The organism is Psychrobacillus sp. FSL K6-2843 (assembly GCF_038626375.1).
Classification (GTDB): domain Bacteria; phylum Bacillota; class Bacilli; order Bacillales_A; family Planococcaceae; genus Psychrobacillus; species Psychrobacillus faecigallinarum.
Window position 1 is genome coordinate 2234291 of sequence record NZ_CP152021.1, and the last position, 24318, is coordinate 2258608.

At 34.0% G+C, this 24318-nt stretch carries 29 protein-coding genes and 2 pseudogenes; 7 read left to right on the forward strand and 24 right to left on the reverse strand.

What is annotated here, in order from left to right:
* The first annotated feature begins 88 nt into the window (after positions 1 to 88).
* Positions 89 to 1726 carry an ABC transporter substrate-binding protein gene (locus MKY94_RS11260; RefSeq protein ID WP_342577078.1) on the forward strand — a complete coding sequence of 546 codons (1638 nt, stop codon included), beginning with the start codon at positions 89 to 91 and terminating at the stop codon, positions 1724 to 1726.
* Positions 1727 to 1960: 234 nt separating this feature from the next.
* Here the strand turns inward: MKY94_RS11260 and MKY94_RS11265 are convergent, their stop codons facing one another.
* Positions 1961 to 3958 (reverse strand): AarF/UbiB family protein, encoded by a 1998-nt coding sequence (locus MKY94_RS11265; protein ID WP_151109600.1) that lies wholly within the window; start codon positions 3956 to 3958, stop codon positions 1961 to 1963.
* A 262-nt stretch (positions 3959 to 4220) separates the two neighbouring features.
* Here MKY94_RS11265 and MKY94_RS11270 point away from each other — a divergent pair.
* Positions 4221 to 5082: pseudogene (locus MKY94_RS11270) on the forward strand (manganese catalase family protein).
* Positions 5083 to 5141: 59 nt separating this feature from the next.
* Here the strand turns inward: MKY94_RS11270 and MKY94_RS11275 are convergent.
* From MKY94_RS11275 to MKY94_RS11335, 13 genes and pseudogenes are all read right to left on the reverse strand, one after another.
* The gene (locus tag MKY94_RS11275) at positions 5142 to 5966 is read right to left on the reverse strand and encodes an aminoglycoside adenylyltransferase domain-containing protein (protein WP_151109598.1); all 825 of its coding nucleotides are present in this window, start codon (positions 5964 to 5966) and stop codon (positions 5142 to 5144) included.
* Positions 5953 to 6330: a cupin gene (locus MKY94_RS11280; protein WP_151109596.1), complete on the reverse strand. Its 378-nt coding sequence runs from the start codon at positions 6328 to 6330 to the stop codon at positions 5953 to 5955. Before MKY94_RS11280 ends, MKY94_RS11275 begins: the two co-directional genes overlap by 14 nt.
* A gap of 182 nt (positions 6331 to 6512) precedes the next feature.
* Positions 6513 to 6896, reverse strand: a complete 384-nt coding sequence (locus MKY94_RS11285; RefSeq protein WP_151109594.1) for a hypothetical protein — start codon at positions 6894 to 6896, stop codon at positions 6513 to 6515.
* Positions 6897 to 7077: 181 nt separating this feature from the next.
* On the reverse strand, positions 7078 to 7470 hold the full coding sequence (locus MKY94_RS11290; RefSeq protein ID WP_151109592.1) for a hypothetical protein: 393 nt from the start codon (positions 7468 to 7470) through the stop codon (positions 7078 to 7080).
* 129 nt (positions 7471 to 7599) lie between these two features.
* The gene (locus MKY94_RS11295; RefSeq protein WP_151109590.1) at positions 7600 to 7944 is read right to left on the reverse strand and encodes a hypothetical protein; all 345 of its coding nucleotides are present in this window, start codon (positions 7942 to 7944) and stop codon (positions 7600 to 7602) included.
* 130 nt (positions 7945 to 8074) lie between these two features.
* On the reverse strand, positions 8075 to 8329 hold the full coding sequence (locus MKY94_RS11300; RefSeq protein ID WP_342578681.1) for a hypothetical protein: 255 nt from the start codon (positions 8327 to 8329) through the stop codon (positions 8075 to 8077).
* Between the two features lie 86 nt (positions 8330 to 8415).
* Positions 8416 to 9294, reverse strand: a complete 879-nt coding sequence (locus MKY94_RS11305; RefSeq protein WP_342577079.1) for a reverse transcriptase domain-containing protein — start codon at positions 9292 to 9294, stop codon at positions 8416 to 8418.
* 510 nt (positions 9295 to 9804) lie between these two features.
* Positions 9805 to 10410, reverse strand: coding sequence for an ABC-2 transporter permease (locus tag MKY94_RS11310; RefSeq protein ID WP_151109588.1), 606 nt, complete (start codon positions 10408 to 10410; stop codon positions 9805 to 9807).
* Entirely contained in the window at positions 10403 to 11269 is an 867-nt protein-coding gene (locus tag MKY94_RS11315; RefSeq protein WP_151109586.1) for an ABC transporter ATP-binding protein, read from the reverse strand. Before MKY94_RS11315 ends, MKY94_RS11310 begins: the two co-directional genes overlap by 8 nt.
* Before the next feature lie 5 nt (positions 11270 to 11274).
* Positions 11275 to 11646 (reverse strand): GntR family transcriptional regulator, encoded by a 372-nt coding sequence (locus tag MKY94_RS11320; protein WP_342577080.1) that lies wholly within the window; start codon positions 11644 to 11646, stop codon positions 11275 to 11277.
* Positions 11647 to 12258: 612 nt separating this feature from the next.
* Positions 12259 to 12346, reverse strand: a pseudogene (locus tag MKY94_RS11325) (PhzF family phenazine biosynthesis protein); the annotation flags it as partial.
* 59 nt (positions 12347 to 12405) lie between these two features.
* Complete coding sequence (locus MKY94_RS11330) at positions 12406 to 13602, reverse strand: MFS transporter (RefSeq protein ID WP_191696916.1); 1197 nt, start codon at positions 13600 to 13602, stop codon at positions 12406 to 12408.
* On the reverse strand, positions 13602 to 14015 hold the full coding sequence (locus MKY94_RS11335; protein ID WP_151109581.1) for a MarR family transcriptional regulator: 414 nt from the start codon (positions 14013 to 14015) through the stop codon (positions 13602 to 13604). The genes MKY94_RS11330 and MKY94_RS11335 overlap by 1 nt, the downstream gene beginning before the upstream one ends.
* A gap of 162 nt (positions 14016 to 14177) precedes the next feature.
* On the opposite strand from MKY94_RS11335, the gene MKY94_RS11340 reads away from it, so the two are divergent.
* A complete protein-coding gene (locus MKY94_RS11340) occupies positions 14178 to 14678 on the forward strand; it encodes a GNAT family N-acetyltransferase (RefSeq protein WP_318245395.1) in 501 nt (166 codons plus the stop codon).
* A 7-nt stretch (positions 14679 to 14685) separates the two neighbouring features.
* Here MKY94_RS11340 and MKY94_RS11345 read toward each other — a convergent pair whose 3' ends face one another.
* Positions 14686 to 15465, reverse strand: coding sequence for a methyltransferase domain-containing protein (locus tag MKY94_RS11345; RefSeq protein WP_151109577.1), 780 nt, complete (start codon positions 15463 to 15465; stop codon positions 14686 to 14688).
* Between the two features lie 13 nt (positions 15466 to 15478).
* On the reverse strand, positions 15479 to 15700 hold the full coding sequence (locus MKY94_RS11350; RefSeq protein ID WP_151109575.1) for a histidine phosphatase family protein: 222 nt from the start codon (positions 15698 to 15700) through the stop codon (positions 15479 to 15481).
* Here MKY94_RS11350 and MKY94_RS11355 point away from each other — a divergent pair.
* The gene (locus tag MKY94_RS11355) at positions 15675 to 15830 is read left to right on the forward strand and encodes a hypothetical protein (protein WP_191696913.1); all 156 of its coding nucleotides are present in this window, start codon (positions 15675 to 15677) and stop codon (positions 15828 to 15830) included. The genes MKY94_RS11350 and MKY94_RS11355 overlap by 26 nt on opposite strands.
* A 352-nt stretch (positions 15831 to 16182) precedes the next feature.
* A complete protein-coding gene (locus MKY94_RS11360) occupies positions 16183 to 16656 on the forward strand; it encodes a hypothetical protein (protein ID WP_151109573.1) in 474 nt (157 codons plus the stop codon).
* A gap of 240 nt (positions 16657 to 16896) precedes the next feature.
* Here the strand turns inward: MKY94_RS11360 and MKY94_RS11365 are convergent, their stop codons facing one another.
* Positions 16897 to 18099, reverse strand: coding sequence for an IS110 family transposase (locus tag MKY94_RS11365; RefSeq protein ID WP_342577082.1), 1203 nt, complete (start codon positions 18097 to 18099; stop codon positions 16897 to 16899).
* A gap of 601 nt (positions 18100 to 18700) precedes the next feature.
* Positions 18701 to 19585, reverse strand: coding sequence for an alpha/beta fold hydrolase (locus MKY94_RS11370; RefSeq protein ID WP_191696911.1), 885 nt, complete (start codon positions 19583 to 19585; stop codon positions 18701 to 18703).
* A gap of 172 nt (positions 19586 to 19757) precedes the next feature.
* Between MKY94_RS11370 and MKY94_RS11375 the strand changes: the two genes are divergently transcribed.
* Entirely contained in the window at positions 19758 to 19994 is a 237-nt protein-coding gene (locus MKY94_RS11375) for a hypothetical protein (protein WP_191696910.1), read from the forward strand.
* 100 nt (positions 19995 to 20094) lie between these two features.
* Here MKY94_RS11375 and MKY94_RS11380 read toward each other — a convergent pair whose 3' ends face one another.
* The 6 genes from MKY94_RS11380 to MKY94_RS11405 form a co-directional block, all read right to left on the reverse strand.
* Complete coding sequence (locus MKY94_RS11380; RefSeq protein ID WP_191696909.1) at positions 20095 to 20409, reverse strand: hypothetical protein; 315 nt, start codon at positions 20407 to 20409, stop codon at positions 20095 to 20097.
* Positions 20410 to 20528: 119 nt separating this feature from the next.
* The gene (locus MKY94_RS11385; RefSeq protein ID WP_191696908.1) at positions 20529 to 20840 is read right to left on the reverse strand and encodes a hypothetical protein; all 312 of its coding nucleotides are present in this window, start codon (positions 20838 to 20840) and stop codon (positions 20529 to 20531) included.
* A 96-nt stretch (positions 20841 to 20936) separates the two neighbouring features.
* On the reverse strand, positions 20937 to 21119 hold the full coding sequence (locus MKY94_RS11390; protein WP_191696907.1) for a hypothetical protein: 183 nt from the start codon (positions 21117 to 21119) through the stop codon (positions 20937 to 20939).
* Between the two features lie 178 nt (positions 21120 to 21297).
* Complete coding sequence (locus tag MKY94_RS11395; protein ID WP_191696906.1) at positions 21298 to 21612, reverse strand: hypothetical protein; 315 nt, start codon at positions 21610 to 21612, stop codon at positions 21298 to 21300.
* Positions 21613 to 21730: 118 nt separating this feature from the next.
* Positions 21731 to 22588, reverse strand: a complete 858-nt coding sequence (locus MKY94_RS11400; protein ID WP_342577083.1) for an alpha/beta hydrolase — start codon at positions 22586 to 22588, stop codon at positions 21731 to 21733.
* Positions 22589 to 22725: 137 nt separating this feature from the next.
* Positions 22726 to 23265: a hypothetical protein gene (locus MKY94_RS11405; RefSeq protein WP_342577084.1), complete on the reverse strand. Its 540-nt coding sequence runs from the start codon at positions 23263 to 23265 to the stop codon at positions 22726 to 22728.
* A gap of 198 nt (positions 23266 to 23463) precedes the next feature.
* On the opposite strand from MKY94_RS11405, the gene xerA reads away from it, so the two are divergent.
* On the forward strand, positions 23464 to 24303 hold the full coding sequence (gene xerA / locus MKY94_RS11410) for a site-specific tyrosine recombinase/integron integrase (protein WP_191696904.1): 840 nt from the start codon (positions 23464 to 23466) through the stop codon (positions 24301 to 24303).
* Positions 24304 to 24318: the final 15 nt, after the last annotated feature.

A 24318-nucleotide genomic window follows, 5' to 3' on the forward strand; every position in this document is an offset into this window, starting at 1 on the left:
CTCCTTTGTATTTAGTATATTAAACTAGACTTTTGAATTTAAAAATGGACATTTTTTTATAAGTTGTCCACTTAATGAGGTGTTTTACATGGATCGTTCATTGCTAACCCTTTGGAACACTGTCCCTTCAGGTAAGATTAAGCAAGAAGAGATTGCAAATATAATAGGTTTCAGCACTAAGCAAACAAAGAGGTATATACAGAAGTGGTGCTCTGAGGGCTGGATGAAGTTCATCTCTGGAAAAGGTAGAGGAAATTCTTCACAATTAATGTGGTTAAAGGATGTCGAAGCTTGCTTTGAGGAGCAAGTCATGCTTATTTTAGAAATTGAAAGCGCAGAAATAAGTAGTAAATACTTAATGTATGATTGGTCAACAGAGTGTCGACAAAGATTGATGAAAAAGTTTCAAAACAAACTTGGCTTTGTACAGCAAATGGACGATAAGCTCATTGTTCCAAGAAAAAACCCGTTTCTTACACTTCATCCGTTAAAATCTGCTGACGCACATAGTGCCAATATGGTCGCTACGATTTATAATCGTCTAGTTTCTGTGGATGAAAGCGGCATAGTTTCTCCAGAACTTTGTCACAGTTGGGATATTACAGACACCAAACTTCGACTTTACCTAAAGAAAGATATCTCCTTTCACGACGGCTCTATTCTCACCGCAGAAGATGTCGTATTATGTCTTCGCAAACTAAAAAACAATATACAATTTTCGGTATTATGTAAGCCAATTGAAAAAATAGAAGCTGTTGCTCCATTAATAGTAGATATCTCTTATCCAACAGGTTGTAGTTACTGCCTACAGCTTTTAGGAAGTATGAATGCAAGTATTTATAAGGAGCATTTGGATTTTATTTATGGTACGGGATGTTACTATGTAGAAGAAAATAATCCAACAATCACTACATTAGTAGTCTTTAAAGATTACTATGGGGAAAGGCCTCTTTTAGATAAAATTGAATTTGTTCAAGTGCCAGTAGATTTTGAGAACGTTTATCGCACATCATCTGCTCAACAAACTTATTTTCCAATTAAAAGTGACTCTGGCTTTGGAATTGTATTGATGAATCCACATTTAGATATTGAAATACGGCATTATCTTCATTACATAATTTCCAAATACCGAAATGAAATAAATACTGCCGATGAGAGGCTATTACCCAATGAAGAAGGTTGCTTAATTGGAATAAGTAAAAAATATCGTTTAAATAGTATACCTCGCCCTGAGTTTAAGAGACCTATAATACTGAAATTAATAGATTATACAAACAAACCTACTCTTTGGTTAAAAGGCATTCTTACAAAGAATGGTGTTCCTGTAGAGATTAAAACAGTTTCCTTTGAGGACAATCTTATGAATAGGGACTCAAATAATGAAGTAGATTTATACATACATGGGGAAATATTTGAAATGAATCAAAATTTTTCTTTTTTTCATTTTCTTCTTAATGGATATTCTCCTATAGCCAATGTCTTACGAAAACAAGATAGATATCAATGTGTATTAAGAAAGTACGCTAATACCCCTTTTGTAGAATGGACTTCCTTGCACAAAAAAATTGATCGGATGTTAATAGAGGATTCTTTAGCATGTCCTTTATATTATTCAAAAAGACAAATTCCTTTTTCTTCTGATTTAATGAACATAAATATAAAGCATTTCGGGTATGTTGATTTTTCAAAGCTATGGGTCAAGCCAGACATAGAATTTAAATCATGATATGTGCTCATAAAATTGTCCATGGTGAAGATGCTTGCTATTAATTGATGAATTTGAAAAAGATCCCCAGTTGGAGATGGCAGGCTACCTATTATGATATGAAACGTCCAATAGATGAGTAACACGCATGAAAGTCATGGGAATTTGTTTCACCACCTTCTAAAATGAGAAAGTACCTTGAGACTTGGTAGTCTCAAGGTACTTTGTAGACGTTCGGAGTATAATCCATTCAAATTAATGTCGTTTCATCAATCTAATTGCTTGTATGGAGAGACGTACAAGCAATACTGCGCATAGAAATAATCCAACAAAAGCAGCAGTATTTAAATATACAGCATATGCAGTTTCTATAAACTGAGCAATTGCTAGTAATGAAACAGAAATTATTCCAAAAGTAATCCCGACAAACAATAGAATAAATCGAGAAAAGAGGTGAGTTACAAATTGAGCATTATTCTTATCTGAAAAAATATCATGATGTAAAATAATTTTTCCACTTTCCACTTTTTGGACGAGCTTATCAACTCGTCTTGGTATTTTTCGCAATGCTGGTAGCAATAAAGCAAACTCTTCTTCTATTCTTTCCTTTGTAACTTTTGGTTCCTTAAATGGCTTTTTTAACAGAGAAGTCAAATAATCCGACGAATATTCTTTTGCTTCTGCAAAAATATCAAATTTAGGTTGGATTAGCTTAAGCGTGCCCTCTAAAGTTATGATTGAACGCATAGCAATTCCTACGGAAGGATAAAACGATAAGCCAAATTCTCTAACTAACTTAAAGAACGCTTGAATTAGCTCATCCGTTGGTATTCGTTCTACGTATGAAATTCGAAGAAGGATTTGAGACAAAGCCTGTTCCATTTTTACTCTATCAATGTGATCATGATCTTCTACAAGCAATGTTACTGCATCATAGAGCATATTAGCGTCATTATGCTGAATACCCATTAAAAAAATCTTCATTCCTTCTTGCTGAGGCTCTGCCAGTCTTCCTACTGCGCCAAAATCTAACAAAATCGGGAGTCCATCTGTTTTATCAATGAAGATATTTCCCGGATGTGGATCAGCGTGAAAAATTCCAGAATAAAGCATTTGATCGAAAAATGAGTAGAGTACCGTTTGAGCAAACTCCTCCCGATCTATATTTAGTGTTTGAAACAAAGTGTCGCCATTTGCTACACTCTGCCCGTAAGCATGCTCAAAAATAATGATGTTTTTATTGCTCAAATCGGTGTAAACATAAGGTATTTTCACCTCATATTTACTGTTTTTTAGGGCATTTTTGACTTGAACTGCATTCCGTTTTTCTATTTCAAAATTGACTTCTTCTTTAAGGTTATCTGCAAATCCTAGTGCTAGCTCACATAGGCCCAATCTTTCTGCCCAAGAGGATTTGTCTGTTAACCAACGAACAAACTCTAATAAAATATTTAAATCATCCCTAATCATTGACTTGACATCGGGACGTAATAATTTGACAACAACCTGTTGATTGTTTTCTTTCAGTACCGCTTTATGTACTTGACCAATTGAAGCGGAAGCCAAAGGAATCATATCAAAATATGAAAATATATCTTCCATACTACATGGCAACGATTTATCTAAAATCTTTTTTACTTCTGATTCATGTAATGGCTCCACATTTTGCTGAAGCTTTTCCAGCTCTCTTATAAATACAGGAGAAAACAAGTCTTTACGAGTTGAAAGTACCTGACCAAACTTTATGAAAATACCTCCGGCTTGCTCTAGTGTATCGCGAAAGGCGATTGCCATTTCATAATCGTTATCTCTATGCTTGGTATATTTCAAAGCTCTAGAAATCCCATTCTTAGCAGCTATTTGAATTACTTGTCGCATTCTTTTTTGACCTCTCCATTGACTTCTTAGCCTTAAAAGAAAAGGTCTTTGTCGCATAGTACTTGATTTTCGTTCCCCATTATCCATCGGTCCAAATAATTCAAAGAATAAGTACAATAGCATAGAAATCAAAAGCATACTACCTATCCATATTATAGTGCTGACGTCCATAAATGAATAAACGAAATCCTCGGAAAGAAAGTCAATATTCCTTAAATAAGCATACCAGTAAACAAAAAAGGTAAACACAATGCTAATAAAAACAGAAAGGATTCTTTTCATAAAATTGATTTGGGAACCCATCAGCTTTCCACTTACATAGTAAATAAATAAAGATATTAAAATTATTTGTACAATTAACTTTACATATATCAAAAAAGTATCCCCCTATCTTTTTTATCTCAGTTCAATATATATACATTCCCCTCTTCTACTTATTATTAATCTCTTTCACAAGCACTTTTTAGTACGTTTAAGTATTTCAATTTTTTGAAAACAATATAATTTTTTGTTAACTAAATCATATTTCCTTTTAAATTCATTAAGACTTTTAGATTATTTATTTTATTGAAAGTTTTATAGATAAATTCATGGGTAAAATTTAAAAATTGTCTATAAATTTCTAAAGGAGGATTCTATATATGTCTTTAACAAAAAAGAATTGAGCTTTCATGCGGTACCGGACAATCCAGATCCAGTATTAGCAAAACACCTACAAGAAATTATTGGTGGTCAATTTGGAGAGATGAGTGTTGCGATGCAGTATCTTTTCCAATGCTGGAATACAAGAGGAAACGAAAAATATAAAGACTTACTGATGGATACAGGAACAGTAGAACTTGGTCACATTGAAATGATAGCTACAATGGTGGCAAGACTTTTAGAAGGCGCACCAGTCACAGAACAGGAAAATGGCGCAGTTAACCCAGTAAAAGGTGCAATTATGGGAGGTTATGAGTCCAAAGGATGTATTAGTAGAGGGTATGAATCCTCAGCACGCAATCGTCTCGGGCTTAGGTGCTATGCCTGTGAACTCAGTTGGAGTGCCATGGAATGCTGGTTATATTGTAGCAAGTGGTAACTTATTAGCAGATATGCGACATAACGTGATGGCTGATTCAGAAGGGCGTTTACAAGTAGCTCGTCTTTATAGCATGACAGATGATAAAGGAGTTAGAGATATGCTGTCCTTCCTTTTAGCTCTAGATACAATGCACCAAAATCAAGGGCTAGCAGCTATAAAAGACTTAGAAGCAACAGAAGGTGGAGTTATTTGTCCCACAACTATTCCACCTGAGTGGGAAGCAACCGAATTTTCTCATACTCTATATAATCATTCGGAAGGAGAAGACAGTGCCGAATTGCCGTGGTTAAAGGGCAATGCTCCTGATGGACACCCTTTCTCCTAAGACCAAGGTAAAGCATTCGGTGAAAAACCAGTTCTTAGTCCTGCCCCTCCCTCATTGCACAATACTTTGCCTGCGGAAGATATGAAGTAAACTAAATTATACTGCAAACAAACGCAAGCCCGGTATAGTTTGTTTACAGTAATTTTTAATTAGCTATTTTTTAATTGATGTGCCTCTTCAATTCCGAATTGAAAATTTTGAGTTAGTAAATCATTTACTTCTCTAGCTATTAACTCTTTAAATTCGACTAGCTGTTGACTTTGAAAGTTTGATTCGGATATTTTTCCTGTATATATGTTAATAGCTTGGAATACTAACGTTTTATGCTCTTCTGGTAAACTGTTGGCTCCCCATTGACCAGCCTCCAATTTAGAGCATATTGTACTCTCCTTTAAATAACGATAAACTCTTAACATATTTAATATGGAATAAACAGGATCTATCTCTAAATCATTTAAACAATCCTTATAGTCTTGTAAAATTGCTGATGTATAGTGAATAGTGGGTACAGTTGGAAACACTGCTTTTATGGGTTCACCTCTAAGGCATATTCCTTTATAAGTAACAATGGTTATATGTGCAGCTAAATCAGCATCTACTTTTTCTCCTAATAACCATTTTTCACTACATTCTTCGTATCTTTCCCTCCAATATTCACTAAAATGATAATCATAGGATGGAGGATAGTCCCAGTTTTCTAGCTGGCTTCTATTCATAAAACTAATTTCAATTGGATAAGGATTATTTGAAATCTTTAAAAATAACTCAGTCAACGATAATTTCTCTTGGAATGACAATGCTTTTTTGGTTACCACCAAAATATCTATGTCACTCCTTGATGGATTAAAACCACCTATTGCCAGAGAGCCATGTAAGTAATAACCAACATTATTTTCGTCAACTATTTTCTGTATTTGGCCAATCACCTGTATTATAAATGCTTTAATATTTTCTGAAGCATTAGCCCAAATCATTTTTACTTCCCCCTTTCATTGGCATATATATTTCTGGTTGGAGTCCTTCTGCCTCTATGACCATTGCTGTTAAATAAGTATCAGTTGTGGTTTCATGCCCCTCCCCCTTTTCCCAGAACACTGCATCGCCAGCTCGTATTTCAACCTTCGTTTGATTCGTACCAGATACCCTACCCTCTCCATTAACAATCAGTAGTAGCTGAGGAACAACTGCTTCATGATATCCAATGACTCCTTTTTCCTCCAAATGCATACAGCCTATTACCGTTTCACTTTCTATTTTAGCGATCCGTGACATGATAAAATTCGAATTAAAGTGGTGAATCTTATGTCCAACCTGTTGATCAAAACGAAAAATTTTCATTAGACAACCCTCCATAGCCTATTTAAATTCGACTATAAAAGCAGATATTCCTTCTATTTTTTAATATAGAAGCTATGATAAAGGTAAAGGTGGATTTAAAAATGCTATAAATAATGAGCTGGAAATGTACCTCCATGCTCATTACATTTTGCACCCATCAAATTAATACAAGTCTCTTAAGATTATTTAAAATTACTTGGAATTTTAACGAGAACATAATTTTTAGTCCACATTTGAGTGGTGGCAATTAATCTTTTTTCGTCTTTTTCAAAGAACAGGCCAGCACCATCTTTCCCCTTAAATTCCCATCCGGTTGAACCTATCATTTGTATTAGATTTTCATCCGCAATCGAAATACCTTGATTCTCACTACTTGTGATATACCAAATAGAATTGGCTTCTACGGCAATTTCAGCTATCTTACTATCCGATTCTTTTAGTAGTTCAATCGCTTGTTTTGCAGATAAATCATCTATCGGAAGAGAAGGATAATATAATTTATTTATAAATACGAACACTGCAATAACGGCTATAAATAAACCTAAAATAATTCTAACTTTTACCAATTAATTACCTCCCAATTAATGAAGTCTACTATAGAATCCTACGTACCCTTAGATTTGCTTACCTGCTCCTTTAGATTAATAAGAAAAAAGGTTTACTCCTTCTTGAATTAAAGCACCCGTATATTTTTTAAGAACAGCTACTCTAATTCCACAATCTCACCCAATTGCAGAACGATTAATTTCATTTAATCCTCCCTTTCCCTCTAACCTGATATTCTTTTTGATTGCTAATTTGAATTAACTCATAAGCATAATCATAATCTTTATCTTTTCTAAAAGATCTCGCACTTATCATATACTCTTCATCCACTTTAATAAGGTTGTAAACCATTGCATCCTCAATAAAAATTTTATAACGTCGGTTATCTTTTTCATCAGAATTGTTGTACCCAATAATCCACATTTCCGTATATTCTCTTGGTTTTGTGTAATTGTGTTTACTTTCAACTTTAAAAAGAACCTTACCAATACTTTTGTTCTTTTCGGAATTGGAACTAGAAAAAAAGAAGAAGTACGACATTACAATTATCATAATAGCAATAATTCCAATCAAAACTTTCTTATTAGTAAACACTTTCAATTCCCTCCTAGAGTTAATCAACATCCTTCAACTAACCTTCTTGTGCTAACCTGCGACATTAGTTCAATATGAAAAAAGGCTTAACTCCTTCTTGAAGTAAAGCACGCGTTAATGCAATAAGAGTTACTGCTTTTTATTTGCATGTTCTCTTGCAAATGTAGAAGGTGAAAACGTAATTTTATATTTTCCTACAAGTTCTTTTTGTACTTTTTCAGTTAATATCAAGCCTTCTTTATTATGTGTTTCTTCAAGTTCTACGCCACTAGGAAAAATGCCATCATTTTTCCAATCAATCCATTTACCATATTTCAAGATCCACTCCATTAATTCAGCCTTCAACTTGATTGAAATTGGAACATATTCTATGTCAAAGTTACAATAACATTTTTTACACCAAATAGCGTCGGCACCTATATCTGCTTCAACTTTTAAATCATAAGTTTCATTACATTTACATAAATCTATCATACTGGTCTTCTCCCTTTATTAAAGTATTCGAGTAGAAGAGAACCTCTCTACCTTGCGGTAGATTGTGTTCTTCCCCCCTCACAGAACCGTGCTTGCGCTATTTACGCACACGGCTCCTCCAAATCATCTTTCACAAGATATAGCTAATCTCTTTTCTTAATTCGTATATATTCACCTTAATTCTTGGTGACGGTAACGGATATTTTTGAAGAAAGAGATTGAAATTATCCCAAGTAAAGGATTTTCTTTGACTTCTTCTGTTGAGCCATTTAAACAGTAGATATTGGATTTTGTCTTTAAATTGGTGAACACTTGGAGTGTTATCCGTGATGCAATAGTAGTTGTAATAACCTACAAGCGAGCGTTTAAATCTATCCATTATCATATGAATATCATTATTTCGGTTCTTCTTTATCCATTCCTTCGATTCCTTTAGTTTACCTTGTAGCTTTTTCCTGCTTGATTTCCGTTTCACACGAAAGTATCCAGATTAATTTTGGTTTTATCCTCCGCTATTTCTAAGTTAAACTTCTGTAATCTCAACTTTAATGATTGAAAGAATTCCTGAGCTTCGCTCTTATATTGGAAGCAACACACAAAATCATCGGCATATCTAACTATGTATGCATGTCCTTCACACTGTTTTCTGACTTCCTTCTCAAACCACAGGTCCAGGACATAATGAAGGTATAGATTGGCGAGTACCGGAGATATGACCCCACCTTGCGGTGTGCCTTTATCTGTCTTGTATTTCTTTCCTTCCTCCATGTATCCACCTTTAAGAAACCTACCAATTATTCTTAGTAAGTTAGGGTCAGTAATTCGCAGTTTTAAGAACTCCATCATCCATATGTGGTCAACGTTGTCAAAGAACCCTTTAATATCTACATCTACTATATAATTTACTGATTTCTTTTCAATATAATGATTTAATATTTTCAAAGCATCGTGGCAGTTACGATTTGGGCGGAACCCAAAAGAGCAGTCTAGAAAATCAATTTCATAGATGGCATTTAGTATTTTGGTAATGCCTTTCTGTACAATCTTATCTTCATGTTCCGGTAACCCCAATGGTCTTTTCTTGTTGGAGTTAAGCTTAGGAATATACATTCTCCTTACGGGAAAAGGATGATAGCTTTTAAGCCTACTTACTAAGTCCTCTATATTTTCCTCTAGTCTTTCACTGTATTGCTCTTTAGTTGTGCCATTAATCCCAGTTGCCTTCTTATTAGGTAATTCAAGATGACATTGAACTAGAGATTGCTTATTTAGTAAATGTACAATAGATGTAAATTTCATTTTGGGATCAGATTTTGCTAATTCTGCTATCCTTAATAGTTTTGTTTCCATTTAGTATTCCTACCTCCGAGTGTAGTAAATGTGTCCCTAGTAAGGGTGATAACTTGGTAGCAGCCTTTCCTCCATCGGCATTACCCAACTTCATTGGTACTACGCTGCTATCCGACTCCCTACAACGGCATTTGGTTTCCTTGCTTATTATCACTTGTACACCATACTCTTCTATAAGAAGAGACCGGTAGGGTCTCCCGAGTTGCCAAGAACCCAGAAAGTAGGGTTCTTTTAATACGTCTCTATTTTAAGTCTTTTATTTTTACCAATTCTTCTTCTATTCCACTCATTATTTTAAGCACCGCATGAACGAATGATTTCGAACGCTACTTTTTTGCTGTTCCTGTGGTTTAGTTTAAATGAAACCCTTCTCAATACATAGATATTTTACCATAAACATCCAACAAAAAAATCACCTCTCAGTTAAACTAGAGAGGTGATTTTAACGTTCTTTTATAAATATCAGTAACCTACTTTAATGTTAAGTTACTAACTATATAATTCCCCCACTTAGAACGCTTTTCGCTGGTAAATGATATTGGTAAGTCCCCAAGAGATAGCATAGACTACCATGATGCCAAGTGTCGCTCCTGTATATAAAGACGAGACAGTTAAATTAACAATGAAATCAGTTATTGCGGTTAATTGTTCAGTTAAAAACGTGACAATAGCCGGACCTATAGCTGCCAAAAGGATAAAGCAAATGAGTACAACCGGAAAAATATAGCCTGGTTTAAATATATAAAATAATGGAAAGGTAAATGCGGCAAATAATAAGAATAAGCCACAGCCAATCGCAATGTCAGTCATAGTAAAAGGTTTATTGAAAGCCAATAATGTTAGACTAGTCACCCCGATTGCTAAAATCATGTAAATAATAGCACCAAGATAGCGTGAAGCGATAATTTCCGTACGTGTATATGGTAAGGAATTTAATAATATGTTTGTCTCTGCTTTTTCATCGTAAGCATATGTGTTAAAGGGAATAAAAATACTGGAAACGAGAAAAGTAAAAGCTGGGTCTTTGCCCATAATAATAAAGAATAAGATAAAAGGAATAAAGAGTAATAGCTGCCTTTTCTGCAGAATGACGTCACGTCTGATTAAATTAAACATGGTGTATTCCTCCTTTCAAGTGATACATGATATCTTCCAGAGAGGCACGATCAATGGCAACTGAGTTTCCAAAGATATTTTTCACTGCTTTAGTATTGTCCGTTAATGCTTCAAATCCTGTTGATGCACGATGAACATGAATAAATGCCTTTTCAGTATCTCTATCCAGAAGATCCAATCTTCCTTTAACAATGGCATAGTTTTCAGCAACGTCGTGAATGGACTGATTAAATACTAATTCGCCACTCTGCATAAAAGCTATATAATCTGCGATACGATCTAAATCTGTTGTAATATGCGTTGAGAAGAAAATGGTACGATTTCCATCAATCATTAATTCTTGTAAAAGATCCAACAGTTCTCGTCTAAAAATGGGGTCTAAGCCTGCTGTTGGCTCGTCCATAATGATCAGCTCTGCATGATGTGATAGTGCTATCGCCAATGACGCCTTCATTTGCATCCCTTTCGAGAAAGTTTTTATTGCTTTATTAAGTGGTAATTCGAATTTTTCAATATATTGATAAAATACTGTATCATCCCAGTGTTTGTATGCTGGTGCTACAATCCGTTTTATATCTTTCATGTTTAGCCCTTCAAAAAATACATTGCCATCATACACGAATCCAATGCGCTCCTTAATCGCCTTCTCATGTTTCTTGTAATCCAACCCGAAAAGCTTAATTTCCCCAACATCTGGTCTTAAGAGATTCATCATCATTTTTATCGATGTCGATTTACCAGCACCATTTGCTCCAATGAATCCCGTTACAAAGCCTTGCTTCACTTGCAAATCAATATTTTTTACGGAAAAATCTTTAAACCTTTTCGTTACATTTGTAAATTCAACCACATTCTCCATTCCATTCACTCCTCATATAAAATCTTTAATAAGTCCTGCAGCTCATCAAGTGACAGTCCAATTTCTCTGCTATTTGTTATGACTGCACTGAGTTGCTCCTCAATGACCTTCAGCTTCTTCTCTCTTATAACCTCTAGATTTTGCTCTGCAACAAAAGACCCTTTTCCGACAATGGAATAGATAAAGCCCGCCTTTTCCAATTCCTCATAGGCACGCTTCGTCGTTATAACACTAATTTGCAGTTCCTTTGCGAGGTTACGCATAGAAGGTATTGCTGCCCCCTCCTGTAGTTCACCTGCTAAAATAAGCGATTTAATTTGACTGGTAATTTGTTCATAAATCGGTTCCTTTGAACTGTTGGAAATAATTATTTGCATGCCAATACCTCTTCTTTACTTTTTTGAAAACATACTTTACAAATGTCATGTACCGCTTGCTGAAAACAGTCATCGAAGACCAATTTGCATAAATCACTCACACCCTCATATATTGTATATATACTATAATCACATTATATACACACATAAAACAATCGCGCAACCACTTTATTTGAAATTCCAGAAAATTTTATATAAAACAGCCATAAATTAATAGAATAGAAGCCTGAACAAGCATATTTACAATAAAGTATCAGCTATCTAAAAGATGATATTATTCATTTCTAACTATTTGATTGAATTACCACCGTCAACTTTAAAATAACAAATAGAAAGAGCATATTTTGATAAAATACTTATCAAAACATGCTCTTAAGATTTAAAAGATAATATTATATTTAATTACTTTTGATTAAACGTTGGGTATTTAGTGCCAAAATCGTCGTTTGGAAACGTTTCTTTACTTAGTAGTAGTAAATCTGACGATAATCCTTGTTCAACTAAACTGCACCTTTAGTTTGAGTGTAACATTTCACAAACAAAATCTCCTCACTAAAAATCAACCTTAGACTTTAACATAGCCTATTCTTTAAATCATTGTCTAAGTTAAGTATATATTACATAAGCTGATGCTAATGTTTGCGTGTCCACATAAGTCTATTTCTCCTTTAGGGGTGAACCATTTCAACTCATATCCCTTGTCTTATTAACAAAAGGGAAAAAACCTTTAAGCTTGATAAAGCTTAAAGGTTTTTTATATTAAGATATATTCAACAGTTCTTTGTCCTTCCTACCATGCAACAAATGGTATAGAGGAATGCAAATGACGATTAAAACGACCATGGAGAGGAAAATCGGACGATAACCACTATAAGGCACTATAAATCCTAATAGAAACGGACCAATTCCTAACCCAATATCATATAAAATGAAGTAGGTTGAGGTAGCAAGTCCAAATCGATGGGGTGGAGTAACTTTCACAGCGACGCTCTGAGCAATCGAATTAAAATTACCGTAGCCGAATCCAATCAGCGCAGCAGCAAGTAAAAGCATCCACCCGGCTGAAGCTTGGCTGAATAAAAACATACCTAGTGCAAACAAAACGAAACAAGGATAAGCGACAATATTAGCTCCTTTAGTATCTAGCAGTTTCCCTGTGAATGGACGAGAAATAATAACTACTATCGCATAAATTAAAAAGAAATAACTTGCTGCAGATACAAGGTCTACCTCTACTGCATAAAAGGATAGAAATGACATTACGCCAGAATAACTAAATCCTATTATGAGTGCCACCATAGAAATTGGTAATGCTCTTGGTTCTATGAATTTCGAGAGAAGCGAGCTTTTTTCTAGATGCTGAGTAGTAGATTTCGGCAATGCCACATCTATTTTTACCACTGCATAGATGATTAAGCATACAAATGACAATACAATATTTAAAGCAAAAATCCATTGAAAACCATTTTCAGCTTTAAGTAATAGAATACCTATAAACGGACCAATGGCGGTTGCTAAAATGGCACTTAAACTGTAATAACCTATCCCCTCTCCCTTTCTAGTATTAGGTAAAATTTGCGCTATGATTGTTCCGGTTGCAGTACCTGCAATACCAACAGCAATTCCTTGAAGCAATCGAATAATAATTAGAAGTCCAATATTGAAGGCCGCAAAATATAAGATAGATGTAATAGTAAAAAATACTAAACCTGTCCATAGTGTTTTTTTTGTCCCTAAATCGCCTATGACTCTTCCTGTTCCTAACCTTCCTATTAATGAGCCTATTATAAAAATACTAGATACTAGACCAGCTGTACTTGTAGAGGCACCGTATTTTGATTGGGCATAGGACGCAATTGTAACTATTAATAAATAAAACATTAAAGTGATCATAAAATTGATCAACGAAACGATTAAAAATTGCTTTGTCCATAGTTTTTCCTTTGTCACCGTCATCATCTTCCCTTTAAATTAACAAGTAATTTTTCCAATACTTGTTCTGTAATTTGTCTTTCTTGTTCAGTAATACCAATCAGTAAATTCTTTTGTAGGGTATCCACTATTTGTTTCGTCTCTTTATACTTTTCTACCCCGTTATTAGTTAAATGCATTACTTTTTGTCTTTTGTCATGACCTATTCCTATGTAAATTAACTCTTGCTCAATTAGTTTTTGAGCAATTGGAGTCACCGAAGGTTTTTCAACTCGCCAATAAGTAGCTATATCAGTGAAGGTTGAAGGTCCTTCTTCGTAAAGAATACGTATGAGTCCCCACTGAACTTCGGTTAAGCCAAATGGCAGTAGTAAATCCTGCATCTTACTACTGTATGGCCGAGAAATTAGTTTTAATGTCGTGAAAAATGGTTGCATAAAATTACTCCCTTATGGATTAGTTACATTAGTTAGTTAGACTAACTAATGTTAATTGTTTTCGTTTGATTTGTAAAGACAACTATTATATATTTTCGTTTTAAATTTTACTTGTAAAGTACAAGTAAAATATTTATATTCTTTACAAGGGGGAATATAACCGTGGAATATATATGCAGATTATCTAGTGAAAAAGACTGGGAGCAAATCAAATATATTTATGAGGCTGGCATTGCTACAGGTAACGCAACATTCGAAACGTCTGCTCCTTCATCCTATGAGATATGGGTTTCAAAAGCAGATCAGTTTTGTACCTTTATCATTTACCATGGTGAATTAGTGTTAGGTTGGTGTAGACTTTGCCCCGTTTCAAACAGAGCAGTTTATGCAGGGGTTGGTGAAGTGGGGATCTATGTTCATCCCAAAGCCACTGGAATGGGAATTGGAAATAAGCTGCTTCAAACACTGATCACTAAGTCAGAAGAACAAGGCTATTGGATGCTGCAGGCAAGTATTTTTCCAGAAAACAAAGCTAGTATAGAACTACACAAGAAAAATGGGTTTAGAGTGGTAGGTCACCGTGAACGTATTGGTAGACTGAATAATAAATGGAGAGATAATTACTTTTTAGAAAGAAGAAGTAGTAAAGTTGGACAGGAATGATCTTCTATTAAACAATTGCTCGTACAATGTAATAGGAATTAGTTACAGACAAGCCATTTGTTTTGTTTGCTTCAAAGATTTCTGTAATCTCTATTAAATCTTCTTTTACAATTTTTTCCATCACAGTTGGGTGCTGTCCAAAGCACCTTTTTCTTATAATATCCATTGGGCTATGGATTAACTCATTACTGCTAATAATTTCTATCTCCCATTCATAATAATTGGCCTCTATTAATCTACTTTTAATCGTTTTTTCAGTAGAATCCAGTGGTAAATTGGCAGTAAAAAGATTTGGAAATAATTCAGATAGTTCATTCTCTTCGTGATTTCCAGGGTGTAGCCCAAGTATAATTCCGCCTTTTTTTACAATATGCTTTAGAGCAGGATAACCTGAAGTTGGTCCCTTTCGAATGTAAGCACAATCAAACTCATTTTCTTTAAAAGGTAAACCTTGTTTAGTGCTTCCTAACACAAAAGAAACATTTTTTGGCTTATTCATTTTCCCATAACCGATAAAATGATTAGTTACATCAAATCCTACTATTTCTTTTGCAATAGAGCTACAATGGATCGCGAATTCACCATGCCCACACCCGACGTCCAAAACCTTTTTGTGTGAAACCAAGTTTATAACCTCTTCATCAAAGATTGTTTCTCCATTAGGCTTAATAATAGTGGAATTCCAAGGGTATAGATAAGTCCCTTGAAACTTCCCAAGCTGGTCGTACCATTCTAACGAATGTGGTGCGATCCATTCAGCAAATAAAGTTGGATTAAGTAATGTCATATTTTACATCCTCCTATTTTGTTAAGTGGGTAGTTTGATTATAATCCTTTACTTTCCAACGATCTTGTTTATATTCTAGATTACTTATACAGGCATTTAACAATTTTGTCTTCCCTGAACCAATTTTACTATCTGAAAGGAGCGCTAATATAGCATTAATGACAGCTCCGTGAGCAACCAAAATTATTTTTTTATTTGGGTAGCTTTGGATGATATCCTTTAATCCTGCTCGCAAAGAAACGTATGTAGACTTAGGTGAAGATTATTTTGATAAGCCAAAAGAACAATCAATTGTACGATATTCTGTTCGAAGACTTGAAAACTTAGGTTACAACGTTACAATCACTGAACCAAATGCCTCCTAATCCAACCCACAATTTGATTCTTATTTAGGCGCTGCACTTTTTTAAAAAATAATTGAGCTGCGTCAGATTTCGTATTGCCTTTTTCTCTAAAATGAAGATTTTAATTTTCATGGGAATTGAAGAAACATAGATTAGAGTATGATCCAAATTCAAATTAAAAGACTGTTTTATAACTGAAATTGTTGCTTTATAGTAAAATTCATTTATATCCTTTTCTAATTTATCTCCTTCATGTTGAAAGCTAACTGTTTTAACCCCAACCTCCACATTACCCTCTTTTTCCAAATTTGTTCATTGCTATAAAAGTACTATTTCTCTATAATTTATTTTTAGTACAATAAAGGAGTCTATTATGTATATTTGGAATATAAATGCACTTATTACAGCTTTAAGGGAAGATTCCTTTACTGAAAAACAGAGGAAAAATTATCGAAGTATCTTTTGGATTATAGCAGCTATATCTATTATATCATTACCAATAGTTTACGATTTTTCTACTATGAATCAAATGGATATTATTGATTTCATTTGCTTTATTATGATCAATGGGATTGGTTTATTTGTATTATTTCGAATCTATAAAAAAGGAAATAAAAAAGAGTTTTTTCTTCCGTATATTAGTTTAGCGATCCCAATTTTACTAAGATACATATTACTTGTTATAGCTTTAAATGGAATTGGATATTTTCTCATTTACGATTTACTACCTAATCAATCTCTCGAGGAAACAAATTTAATGGATTTAACTATTTCAATAATAGTGGAAGTTGTTTATAACTTAATGTTTATCCATTACTTTAAGAAGATTAATAAAAAAGGGATCTAATCATAGGAAGTCACACAAATAAAGGGTGTTACTTATCATTATCGATATGTATCACCCTTTATTTCTTGCTCAAGAATTGCCTGCAATTTGGTAGATTATTCTTCAACTAAACCAGCTAATAGGATGTCAATATTTTTCTCTAAAATTATTATTAATCTTATGTTATACTATTTTGTGCATGACAAATAGCCCTCCAAAAAACTTTTGGAAGGTTTTATCTTAATTACTTGTAACAAGTGATTATGCTATATCTTGGAAAGTTTCTTTGCTATTTAATAAAGCATAAATCCAATGAAGCAGTTTGTTAATGCAGGCTACTATCGCTACTTTGGCAGGCTTGCCTTCTGATTTTTTCTTATCATAGAATTCTTTCCGCTTGTTGTTTCTTGAACTTCTGATTCCGCATAATACGGCAAGATACAAAGCATGGCGTAATCTACTAGAGCCTCGTTTAGTAATACGATTGGTTGTGGCAGTAAACTTTCCTGATGAATGAACACTGGGATCTACTCCTGCAAAGGCAACTAGTTTTTTCGGGTGATTAAACCGTTCGATTTCCCCAATCTCAGAGATTATCGTGGCAGCGATCTTTTCTCCGATTCCTGGAATCGATTGGACAATCTTATAATCTTCTAATTCATCTGCCAAGGTCACTATCCGAACTTCCAACTCCGAAAGGTGTCCTTGGTACTGAAAAAGCATTTCAATATACATTTGAAGATTGATCAAGTGACTATGATACACCACTTTTTGAAATGGATTTCGATAGGCAGAATCCATTAGTTTTTTTGCCTTTTCCAATGCCCATAGACTAGAACGTCTTGGACAAAACTCCATCACACACTCTGCTAGCTTACTTTCTCCAGCCGTTATTACATCTTCTGAAGTGGGATATTTCTTTAACATCAATAAAGAAACCTTTGAATAAAGATCACCAAAAACCTTGCGGTATTCAGGAAACACTTGATCTAGAATAGTGTGAAACTGTAGCTTAGCCTCCACATACATATTCGTCACAATCTCCTGTTGTCTCGATAGATTTCTAAGATTTAAGAGTTGAATCCCTCTTTTTTTATGAGGTTCAAAATCTTCTTTATAATAAAGCATACACAACTGATACGCATCAATTGCGTCTGTTTTTACCTTTCTTAAACTAGATCTCTTCGCTTGATAAGAAATAATAGGGTTAAGCAAGATATATAAAACCTCGTTCTCCTCCAAGCATTGAATAACAGGAGAGTGGTAATGACCTGTAGATTCTAGAATGACTATAGGCATTTGCCCGGTCATCACTTCGATCTCATGTAAGAAGCCTATAAAACGGTCTAAATCCTCTCGTGTATGCTTCATAGAATAACTCTTTCCAAACGGCTTCGATTTATCTAAAAATGCCTGAACTTGGCTCTCTCCTTTTGCCACATCCAGTCCAACTACTGGGTTCATTTAACTTCCTCCTCTGACTCACTCACCAGTACCCCTGTTCCTCCTTGTAGTGTCATAGCTTCGCTTGTTATACGAGATCTATGTCCCAACCAGCCTCAAACATGTTTCTACAAGTAGGGGGTGGACAGTTTAGCCGACGGGATCATTGTCCCACGCACCCGTACGTCCTATCCTGGCTACTGATATATTAAATCCTATAAAAATAAGGTCAACCAGTAAAAACTGGTTAACCTTATAATACGAAAGCACCCGTTAGCTTAATAGCTGCTTCCCGCTAGAACTGCAATGCTCCACATAATAAGAGTAAACGATAATGTAAGCCAAAAGGTATTGACCGTAGTTTTTTCATCGTGTTTTACCTTTTTTAATATAGAAACCAAATTCAAACAAAATATAACGCACAAGATAGGCATTAAAAGCAATCCTATTAATTCAAAAATAATATATTCTCCCTCCTTTTTAACTGCTTGTCATTGTTGAACTAACATGCTTACGTTAGTTCAATAAGAAAAAGCTACCGATATAGTCAACCACTTTTTAACTAAAACACCAGTTAGTTTAAGTACAATCATACACAATCTATCAACGATTTCAGTAATTTCTATAAAAATCTTTTTAAACCCTGAATTACTATATCAGGTCTATCGAGATGAATACCATGGTCACTGCGGTCTGCTATGATAAGTTTTCCTTTAGTAGATAATTGAGATAATCCTATTTGCAGTTCTCTCCAAACTTTTTCATATTTTACTGCCTCTTCTTTTGGGATATTGTATTGAACAAAGGCATTGACCGAAGCCTCTATGTCTCTTGCAATAACTGTTAGTGGAATGTTAGGGAATTCACCAAGTTCTTTTATACTTTCACTATTTGATTCCCAGTTTTGGAACTCTTCTGCAACAGTTTTAAACATATTAGGACTGGTGATAAATTCCTCAAATCTAATCACTTCACTCTTGGTAAGTATGCCGTGACAATCATCAATTGACTGATTATAAAGATTTCTAAGTTCCTCTTTTGATTTATATGAATTGTCCAAATTACTTTGTACCATTTGGTCTATCGATATCAGAGAATTCATTACTGGTATATCAAGATTATATAAACGATTAAAGTTTGGTGAAGTTGAATCCAATAAAATTAGTCCATTAACTTTGTCTGGGAAAAGCATTACATAATGTAACGCACATAGTCCTCCAAAAGAATGTCCCATTATAGTTACCTTTTCCTTTATACCTAATGATTCAATAAATTTGTTTAACTCGTGACATATATTTTTAGTTGTCCTTGGATTTATTGAAATTCTACTACTACCATAACCAGCCCTGTGATACATAATTATAGTAAAGTCTTTCATTATGTTTTTAACAAAGGGAAACCAGTTATAAATTGAACTTCCTATTCCTATTTCTAAAAGGAGAATCTTCTCCCCCGTACCAAAAACTTTATATTCTAAATCTAATTCAGCGTTTTCTAATTTTTCCAATGCTACACCCCTTTTTAACCACACTTTTTCAATATCCTTATTCAACTAAACTGCCGCGTTAGTTGAATAAGAATAGAGGCTGCCTACTGACAAACCTGTTTGCTATAGCACCTCGTTCGTAATATAAGGTTAGCCAGATTCAGCTCATTCTGTCAGAGGATCTAAAACCTATTTGGGAGCCCTGTATAGGCGTACTGCATCAAGAAAAGGTAAAAAGCGTGCAGGAATATCAGTCGCTCATGCCATTTTAAGAATCAGCTACTATCTCCTAACACGCAAAGAAATGTATGTAGACTTAGGTGAAGATTATTTTGATAAGCAAAAAGAACAATCGATTGTACGATATTCTGTTCGAAGACTTGAAAACTTAGGTTACAACGTTACAATCACTGAACCAAATGCCTCCTAATCCAACCCACAATTTGATTCTCATTTTGGCGCTGCACTTTTTTAAAAAATAATTGAGCTGCGTCAGATTTCGTATTGCCTTTTTCTCTAAATCGAAGGTTTTAATTTTCATGGGAGTTGAAGAAGAAACTCAGTACTGGAGGTAAGAATAACAGACTAATTGCAGTGAAAATAAGTATTTTAGAAATTAATTTCGGTAGTTTTTCTCTATCTTTTCCTTTATTCCTTCCTCTAAATTGCAATTTATTTCTATATAGCACCAAAAACAGAATCAGAATAGAGACATAAGGTGTCCAACCATATCTTTCAATATCAATGCCAATCTCTAAATATATACTTCCAAAAAAAATAACCCATATGCTACTAACCAATACGAACATAACTAAAATTAGTGCTGACTCTAAAAAGACTCTCATAGCACTCTCCTAATTTTTATCTAATTAGTTTAACCCTTTATTTCACTAACCTACCCAATAGTACAATATGGAAAAGGTTGCCTAAGCAGCTCTAAAATCTTTACTAAAGCACCCATAGTTCAAAAAATAATGAATAATGGAATGAAAATTAAACCAATTACAATCCATACACTAAGTTGATTATCAATCCGTTTATCTAAAAATTTAAAATGTCCTTCAAACCTTTTGGAAAAATAACTTAGAGTTAAGAAAACTAGTGCAAATATCAAAATTTTGAACCATACATTCTCTGTAATCACAGGTTCAATAAAATAAAAATAAATACCAAACGTAATCATAGCCGTTAATAATTGTATCAAGCTGAATAGTCTCAATTGAATCAACTCCGTTTTTGCCATACTCCCTACATTAACTACTTCGACATCTTTCAAAAAATGCCTTCTTGTGCTAACCTGCACCGTTAGTTCAATAAGAAAAAGGCTTTACCCTCATTGAAGTAAAGCACCCGTTATTTCAATAAGAGCTAATTAAAAGCTAGCAAGAATTGAAATAGTAAAAACAATATAGGCTAAAGATAAACTAACAATAATAGTATTAGTAGAAGTATCTTCATTATTTTTTACTTTATTAATAATAGTAACTAAATTTATGCAGATAATTATCGCAAGTATTGGATTAATAACAATTCCTAATTCTGCAAAGCGATACACATTATTCACTTCCTCCCATTTTTCTTATTCAACTAAACTGCTGCGTTAGTTTAAGTGTAACATTTCACAATGCAAATCTGGGATCAACTTAATGGGACATAGAAATAGACCATCAAACTGATGGCCATATTTTGCTAAAGTACCCGTTACTTTAAGTATATTTTCACAAATCTCTTTATTATAAAGTTAAATCATCAGCAAATACCTCAAGTCCATAACTTTTCATATCACGAGAATCTAAAATGTCTCTAAAGTATTCCTCTGCTTGTTCTTTGTATTGTGTTTTTTCAATTCTAACTGTAAAGATTTTTTCTTCTGGACTTAACCCTATAGCATGCACAGTAAATTTCTCTTTTGCATCATCAAAAATTTGACCAGAAAACATTTCATCAATACTATTTGCATTCTCGTTCCCTATAAATTCATCTTGTATTATAAAGAGGATAAGTCCAGTGGTTACAAATATACATAATCCTATAATTACCTTCTTCAAAAAATCACCTCCAAATTTATTTATTCGCCATTTATCTATAATTACCTTCTTCAACTAATCTGCTGCTTTAGTTCAATAAGAAAAAAAGGCTTTACTCCTTCTTGAAGTAAAGCACCCGTTAGCTTAACAAGCTAGTGTTAAAAAAATCATGAGCAATTTTATTGATTTCATTTGGTTTTTCCAAAACGGTCCAATGACCACACTTCTCTATTTCAATTAACTTTGCATGAGGAATATGTTCTAACAGTAATTTTTCTGCTAAATTAGGAGTTAATATGTCGTGGCTTCCTTGTGCAATTAAGATAGGGATATTATTGATAGCATCTAATCTATTGGTTAAGTCATAGTTATCTAGGATGTCCTTTCCAATTGCATCATTTACTGTTGGATTTATAGATGTTTTTGCTTTCCTCTTTAATGATCCCTCTGAATAAACATAATATTTATCCAAAATCAATAAAATATCTTCGATTGTTGAATCCCCTCTTTTGAGTCTAACCTCTAAATTAGAGAGATTTACTTTATCTTTTTTCGACAACCTTTTTTCTAATTCTTCTCCAAAGATTTTAAATCCTTCAGCAGTAACACCTATTGCAGCAGTTAGAAAAATCTTATTTACCTTTTCTGGATAAGTAGTTGCATATAGTAGAGCCAGCATTGAACCCCAGGACTCTCCGAATAGATTTATTTTCTCTAGTCTTAATTCTTTCCGTAATAATTCCAATGCATTTACTTCATCCTTCATCGAATATTGATTATCTATGGATGGTTCTGATTTCCCACAACCTCTTTGATCATAAAAGACTAATTTAAACTTACGAGATAAGGGTAAAACATGTGGTAGGAAAAAACGTTGTTCGCTTCCAGGTCCACCGTGCAGGAAAACAATAGCTTCTCCATCACCTATTGTATTAACATGTAATCCTTGAAAATCAACATTAATTAAATTGACAGTCTTCTTATCTGAATTAGTCATTTTTCTTCTCCCTCCCAATGATATTTTCTTTATAATTCTTCAAAACTAAAATACAATTCTTTTTTAACTACCTGCTTCTTTATTTCAATAAGAAAAAAGGCTTTACTCCTTCTTGAAGTAAAGCACCCGTTCAATAATTATTCGTACCCACCTTTGGACTCTGGGAGTGATTTATATTCACTCTTGCTTTTAATTATATTAAAGACATAATTTCTCAACTCAATTAGCTGTTTTGCATCGTTCGTTGGTTCGCAGTATTCCTCTGAAAATAAGTGACTTATCGTTTCACCATTAATAATAATTTTCCACTCATCTTCTCCGTGCGGTTCTTGCATACAAGCCGCTCCGTTTATAGGTTTAGGTGTAAATTCCTTCGTTTCGGCTATATTAATTTCTTGCATTTTCTCATAAATAGCTTTCATTTCTTCTTCTGTTAAGATAACCTCTGTTGTTGCAGTACCATCTGCTATTAAATCCTTGGTCACCGTTCCTTCAAAAGTATTAATTTCATTCTTTTTTTGAACGCCGGACTGAATAGAAAAATTAAAATCACTAGGCATATCTTTTGGCATATTTTTAGTAGGAGAGCTGGTTACATTTTTAGAAATTTCGTTGTTGGACTCCTTCTCTTTACCATTTTGTTGGCAGCCCAATAATCCTATTGATAAAAATATCAAAGACAAAATTAAGCTAAGTTTTTTCAGTATCATCACTCCTTTTGTAATTAGACATAATTTCATAGTTTTCGTTTCAATATATCTTGTGTTAATTTGTTCAACTAACCTGCTGCTTTAATAAAAATACACGCCCTATGTCTATAATTCTATTAAGTTGGCAATAATCCTTTTAATAGTACTATTTTAGGGGGAATGGAATTGTTACTGTCAAAAGCATGGGCTTCGTTTGAAGCGGATAAGCGAATAGAGGGCTTTTCGCCACAAACGTTGAAAGCCTACCAATTACAGTCTTCATTACTAATTGATTATTTTAAAGATGTAGAGATGGCATTGCTGGATACAAATCAACTAAAGGAATATCTTGCTATATCCTGTAAGCATTTAAAACCAGCCAGTCTTGCACATCGTATCCGCTTTATGAAATCATTTTTTCGTTGGTCTCATGAAGAAGGCTTTCTTAGTAAGAATCCCACTTCCAAGATTAAAGAACCCAAAATAGGGAAGCGGATACCTAAGTATTTAACCGAACGGGAGATTGAACACCTTCGTGAATCCTGTCATTCCCCAATAGAAAAAGCAATTTTTGAATTCATGTTTTCTACCGGTTGTCGAATTGGCGAAATAGTTTCCTTAGAAAAGAACCATATTAATTGGTCCAATCAATCCGCGATCGTGAGAGGAAAGGGTGATAAGGAAAGGGAAGTTTATTTTAATACACGTTGTGATATTTGGCTTAAACGCTATATAGAAAGCCGTAATGACCATAATCCAGCAATCTTTGTAACTGCAAGACAGCCACATAAAATGAGTGTCGCCCAAATGAGATACATCATCAAGCGGATCTCCAATCGTGCGGAAATTAATAAAGAGATTCATCCACATCAACTTAGACACAGCTACGCAACTCATTTGATGAATAATGGAGCTCCTATTGAAGTCATACAAAGTCTTATGGGACATGAGAAAAGTGAAACAACTAGGATCTACGCTCAATTAAGCGGAAGGCTAAGGAAAGAGTATTATCAGAAATACTTTTAATTATAAAGGAGCAAC

Excerpts from the sequence above, each read along its gene's own strand:
- MKY94_RS11260 (WP_342577078.1), top strand. The coding sequence starts at position 89 with ATGGATCGTTCATTGCTAACCCTTTGGAACACTGTCCCTTCAGGTAAG.
- MKY94_RS11275 (WP_151109598.1), bottom strand. The coding sequence starts at position 5,966 with ATGATTTGGGCTAATGCTTCAGAAAATATTAAAGCATTTATAATACAG.
- MKY94_RS11280 (WP_151109596.1), bottom strand. The coding sequence starts at position 6,330 with ATGAAAATTTTTCGTTTTGATCAACAGGTTGGACATAAGATTCACCAC.
- MKY94_RS11295 (WP_151109590.1), bottom strand. The coding sequence starts at position 7,944 with ATGATAGATTTATGTAAATGTAATGAAACTTATGATTTAAAAGTTGAA.
- MKY94_RS11300 (WP_342578681.1), bottom strand. The coding sequence starts at position 8,329 with ATGATAATGGATAGATTTAAACGCTCGCTTGTAGGTTATTACAACTAC.
- MKY94_RS11305 (WP_342577079.1), bottom strand. The coding sequence starts at position 9,294 with ATGGAAACAAAACTATTAAGGATAGCAGAATTAGCAAAATCTGATCCC.
- MKY94_RS11310 (WP_151109588.1), bottom strand. The coding sequence starts at position 10,410 with ATGTTTAATTTAATCAGACGTGACGTCATTCTGCAGAAAAGGCAGCTA.
- MKY94_RS11315 (WP_151109586.1), bottom strand. The coding sequence starts at position 11,269 with ATGGAGAATGTGGTTGAATTTACAAATGTAACGAAAAGGTTTAAAGAT.
- MKY94_RS11320 (WP_342577080.1), bottom strand. The coding sequence starts at position 11,646 with ATGCAAATAATTATTTCCAACAGTTCAAAGGAACCGATTTATGAACAA.
- MKY94_RS11330 (WP_191696916.1), bottom strand. The coding sequence starts at position 13,602 with ATGACGGTGACAAAGGAAAAACTATGGACAAAGCAATTTTTAATCGTT.
- MKY94_RS11335 (WP_151109581.1), bottom strand. The coding sequence starts at position 14,015 with ATGCAACCATTTTTCACGACATTAAAACTAATTTCTCGGCCATACAGT.
- MKY94_RS11345 (WP_151109577.1), bottom strand. The coding sequence starts at position 15,465 with ATGACATTACTTAATCCAACTTTATTTGCTGAATGGATCGCACCACAT.
- MKY94_RS11355 (WP_191696913.1), top strand. The coding sequence starts at position 15,675 with ATGATATCCTTTAATCCTGCTCGCAAAGAAACGTATGTAGACTTAGGT.
- MKY94_RS11360 (WP_151109573.1), top strand. The coding sequence starts at position 16,183 with ATGTATATTTGGAATATAAATGCACTTATTACAGCTTTAAGGGAAGAT.
- MKY94_RS11365 (WP_342577082.1), bottom strand. The coding sequence starts at position 18,099 with ATGAACCCAGTAGTTGGACTGGATGTGGCAAAAGGAGAGAGCCAAGTT.
- MKY94_RS11380 (WP_191696909.1), bottom strand. The coding sequence starts at position 20,409 with ATGAGAGTCTTTTTAGAGTCAGCACTAATTTTAGTTATGTTCGTATTG.
- MKY94_RS11400 (WP_342577083.1), bottom strand. The coding sequence starts at position 22,588 with ATGACTAATTCAGATAAGAAGACTGTCAATTTAATTAATGTTGATTTT.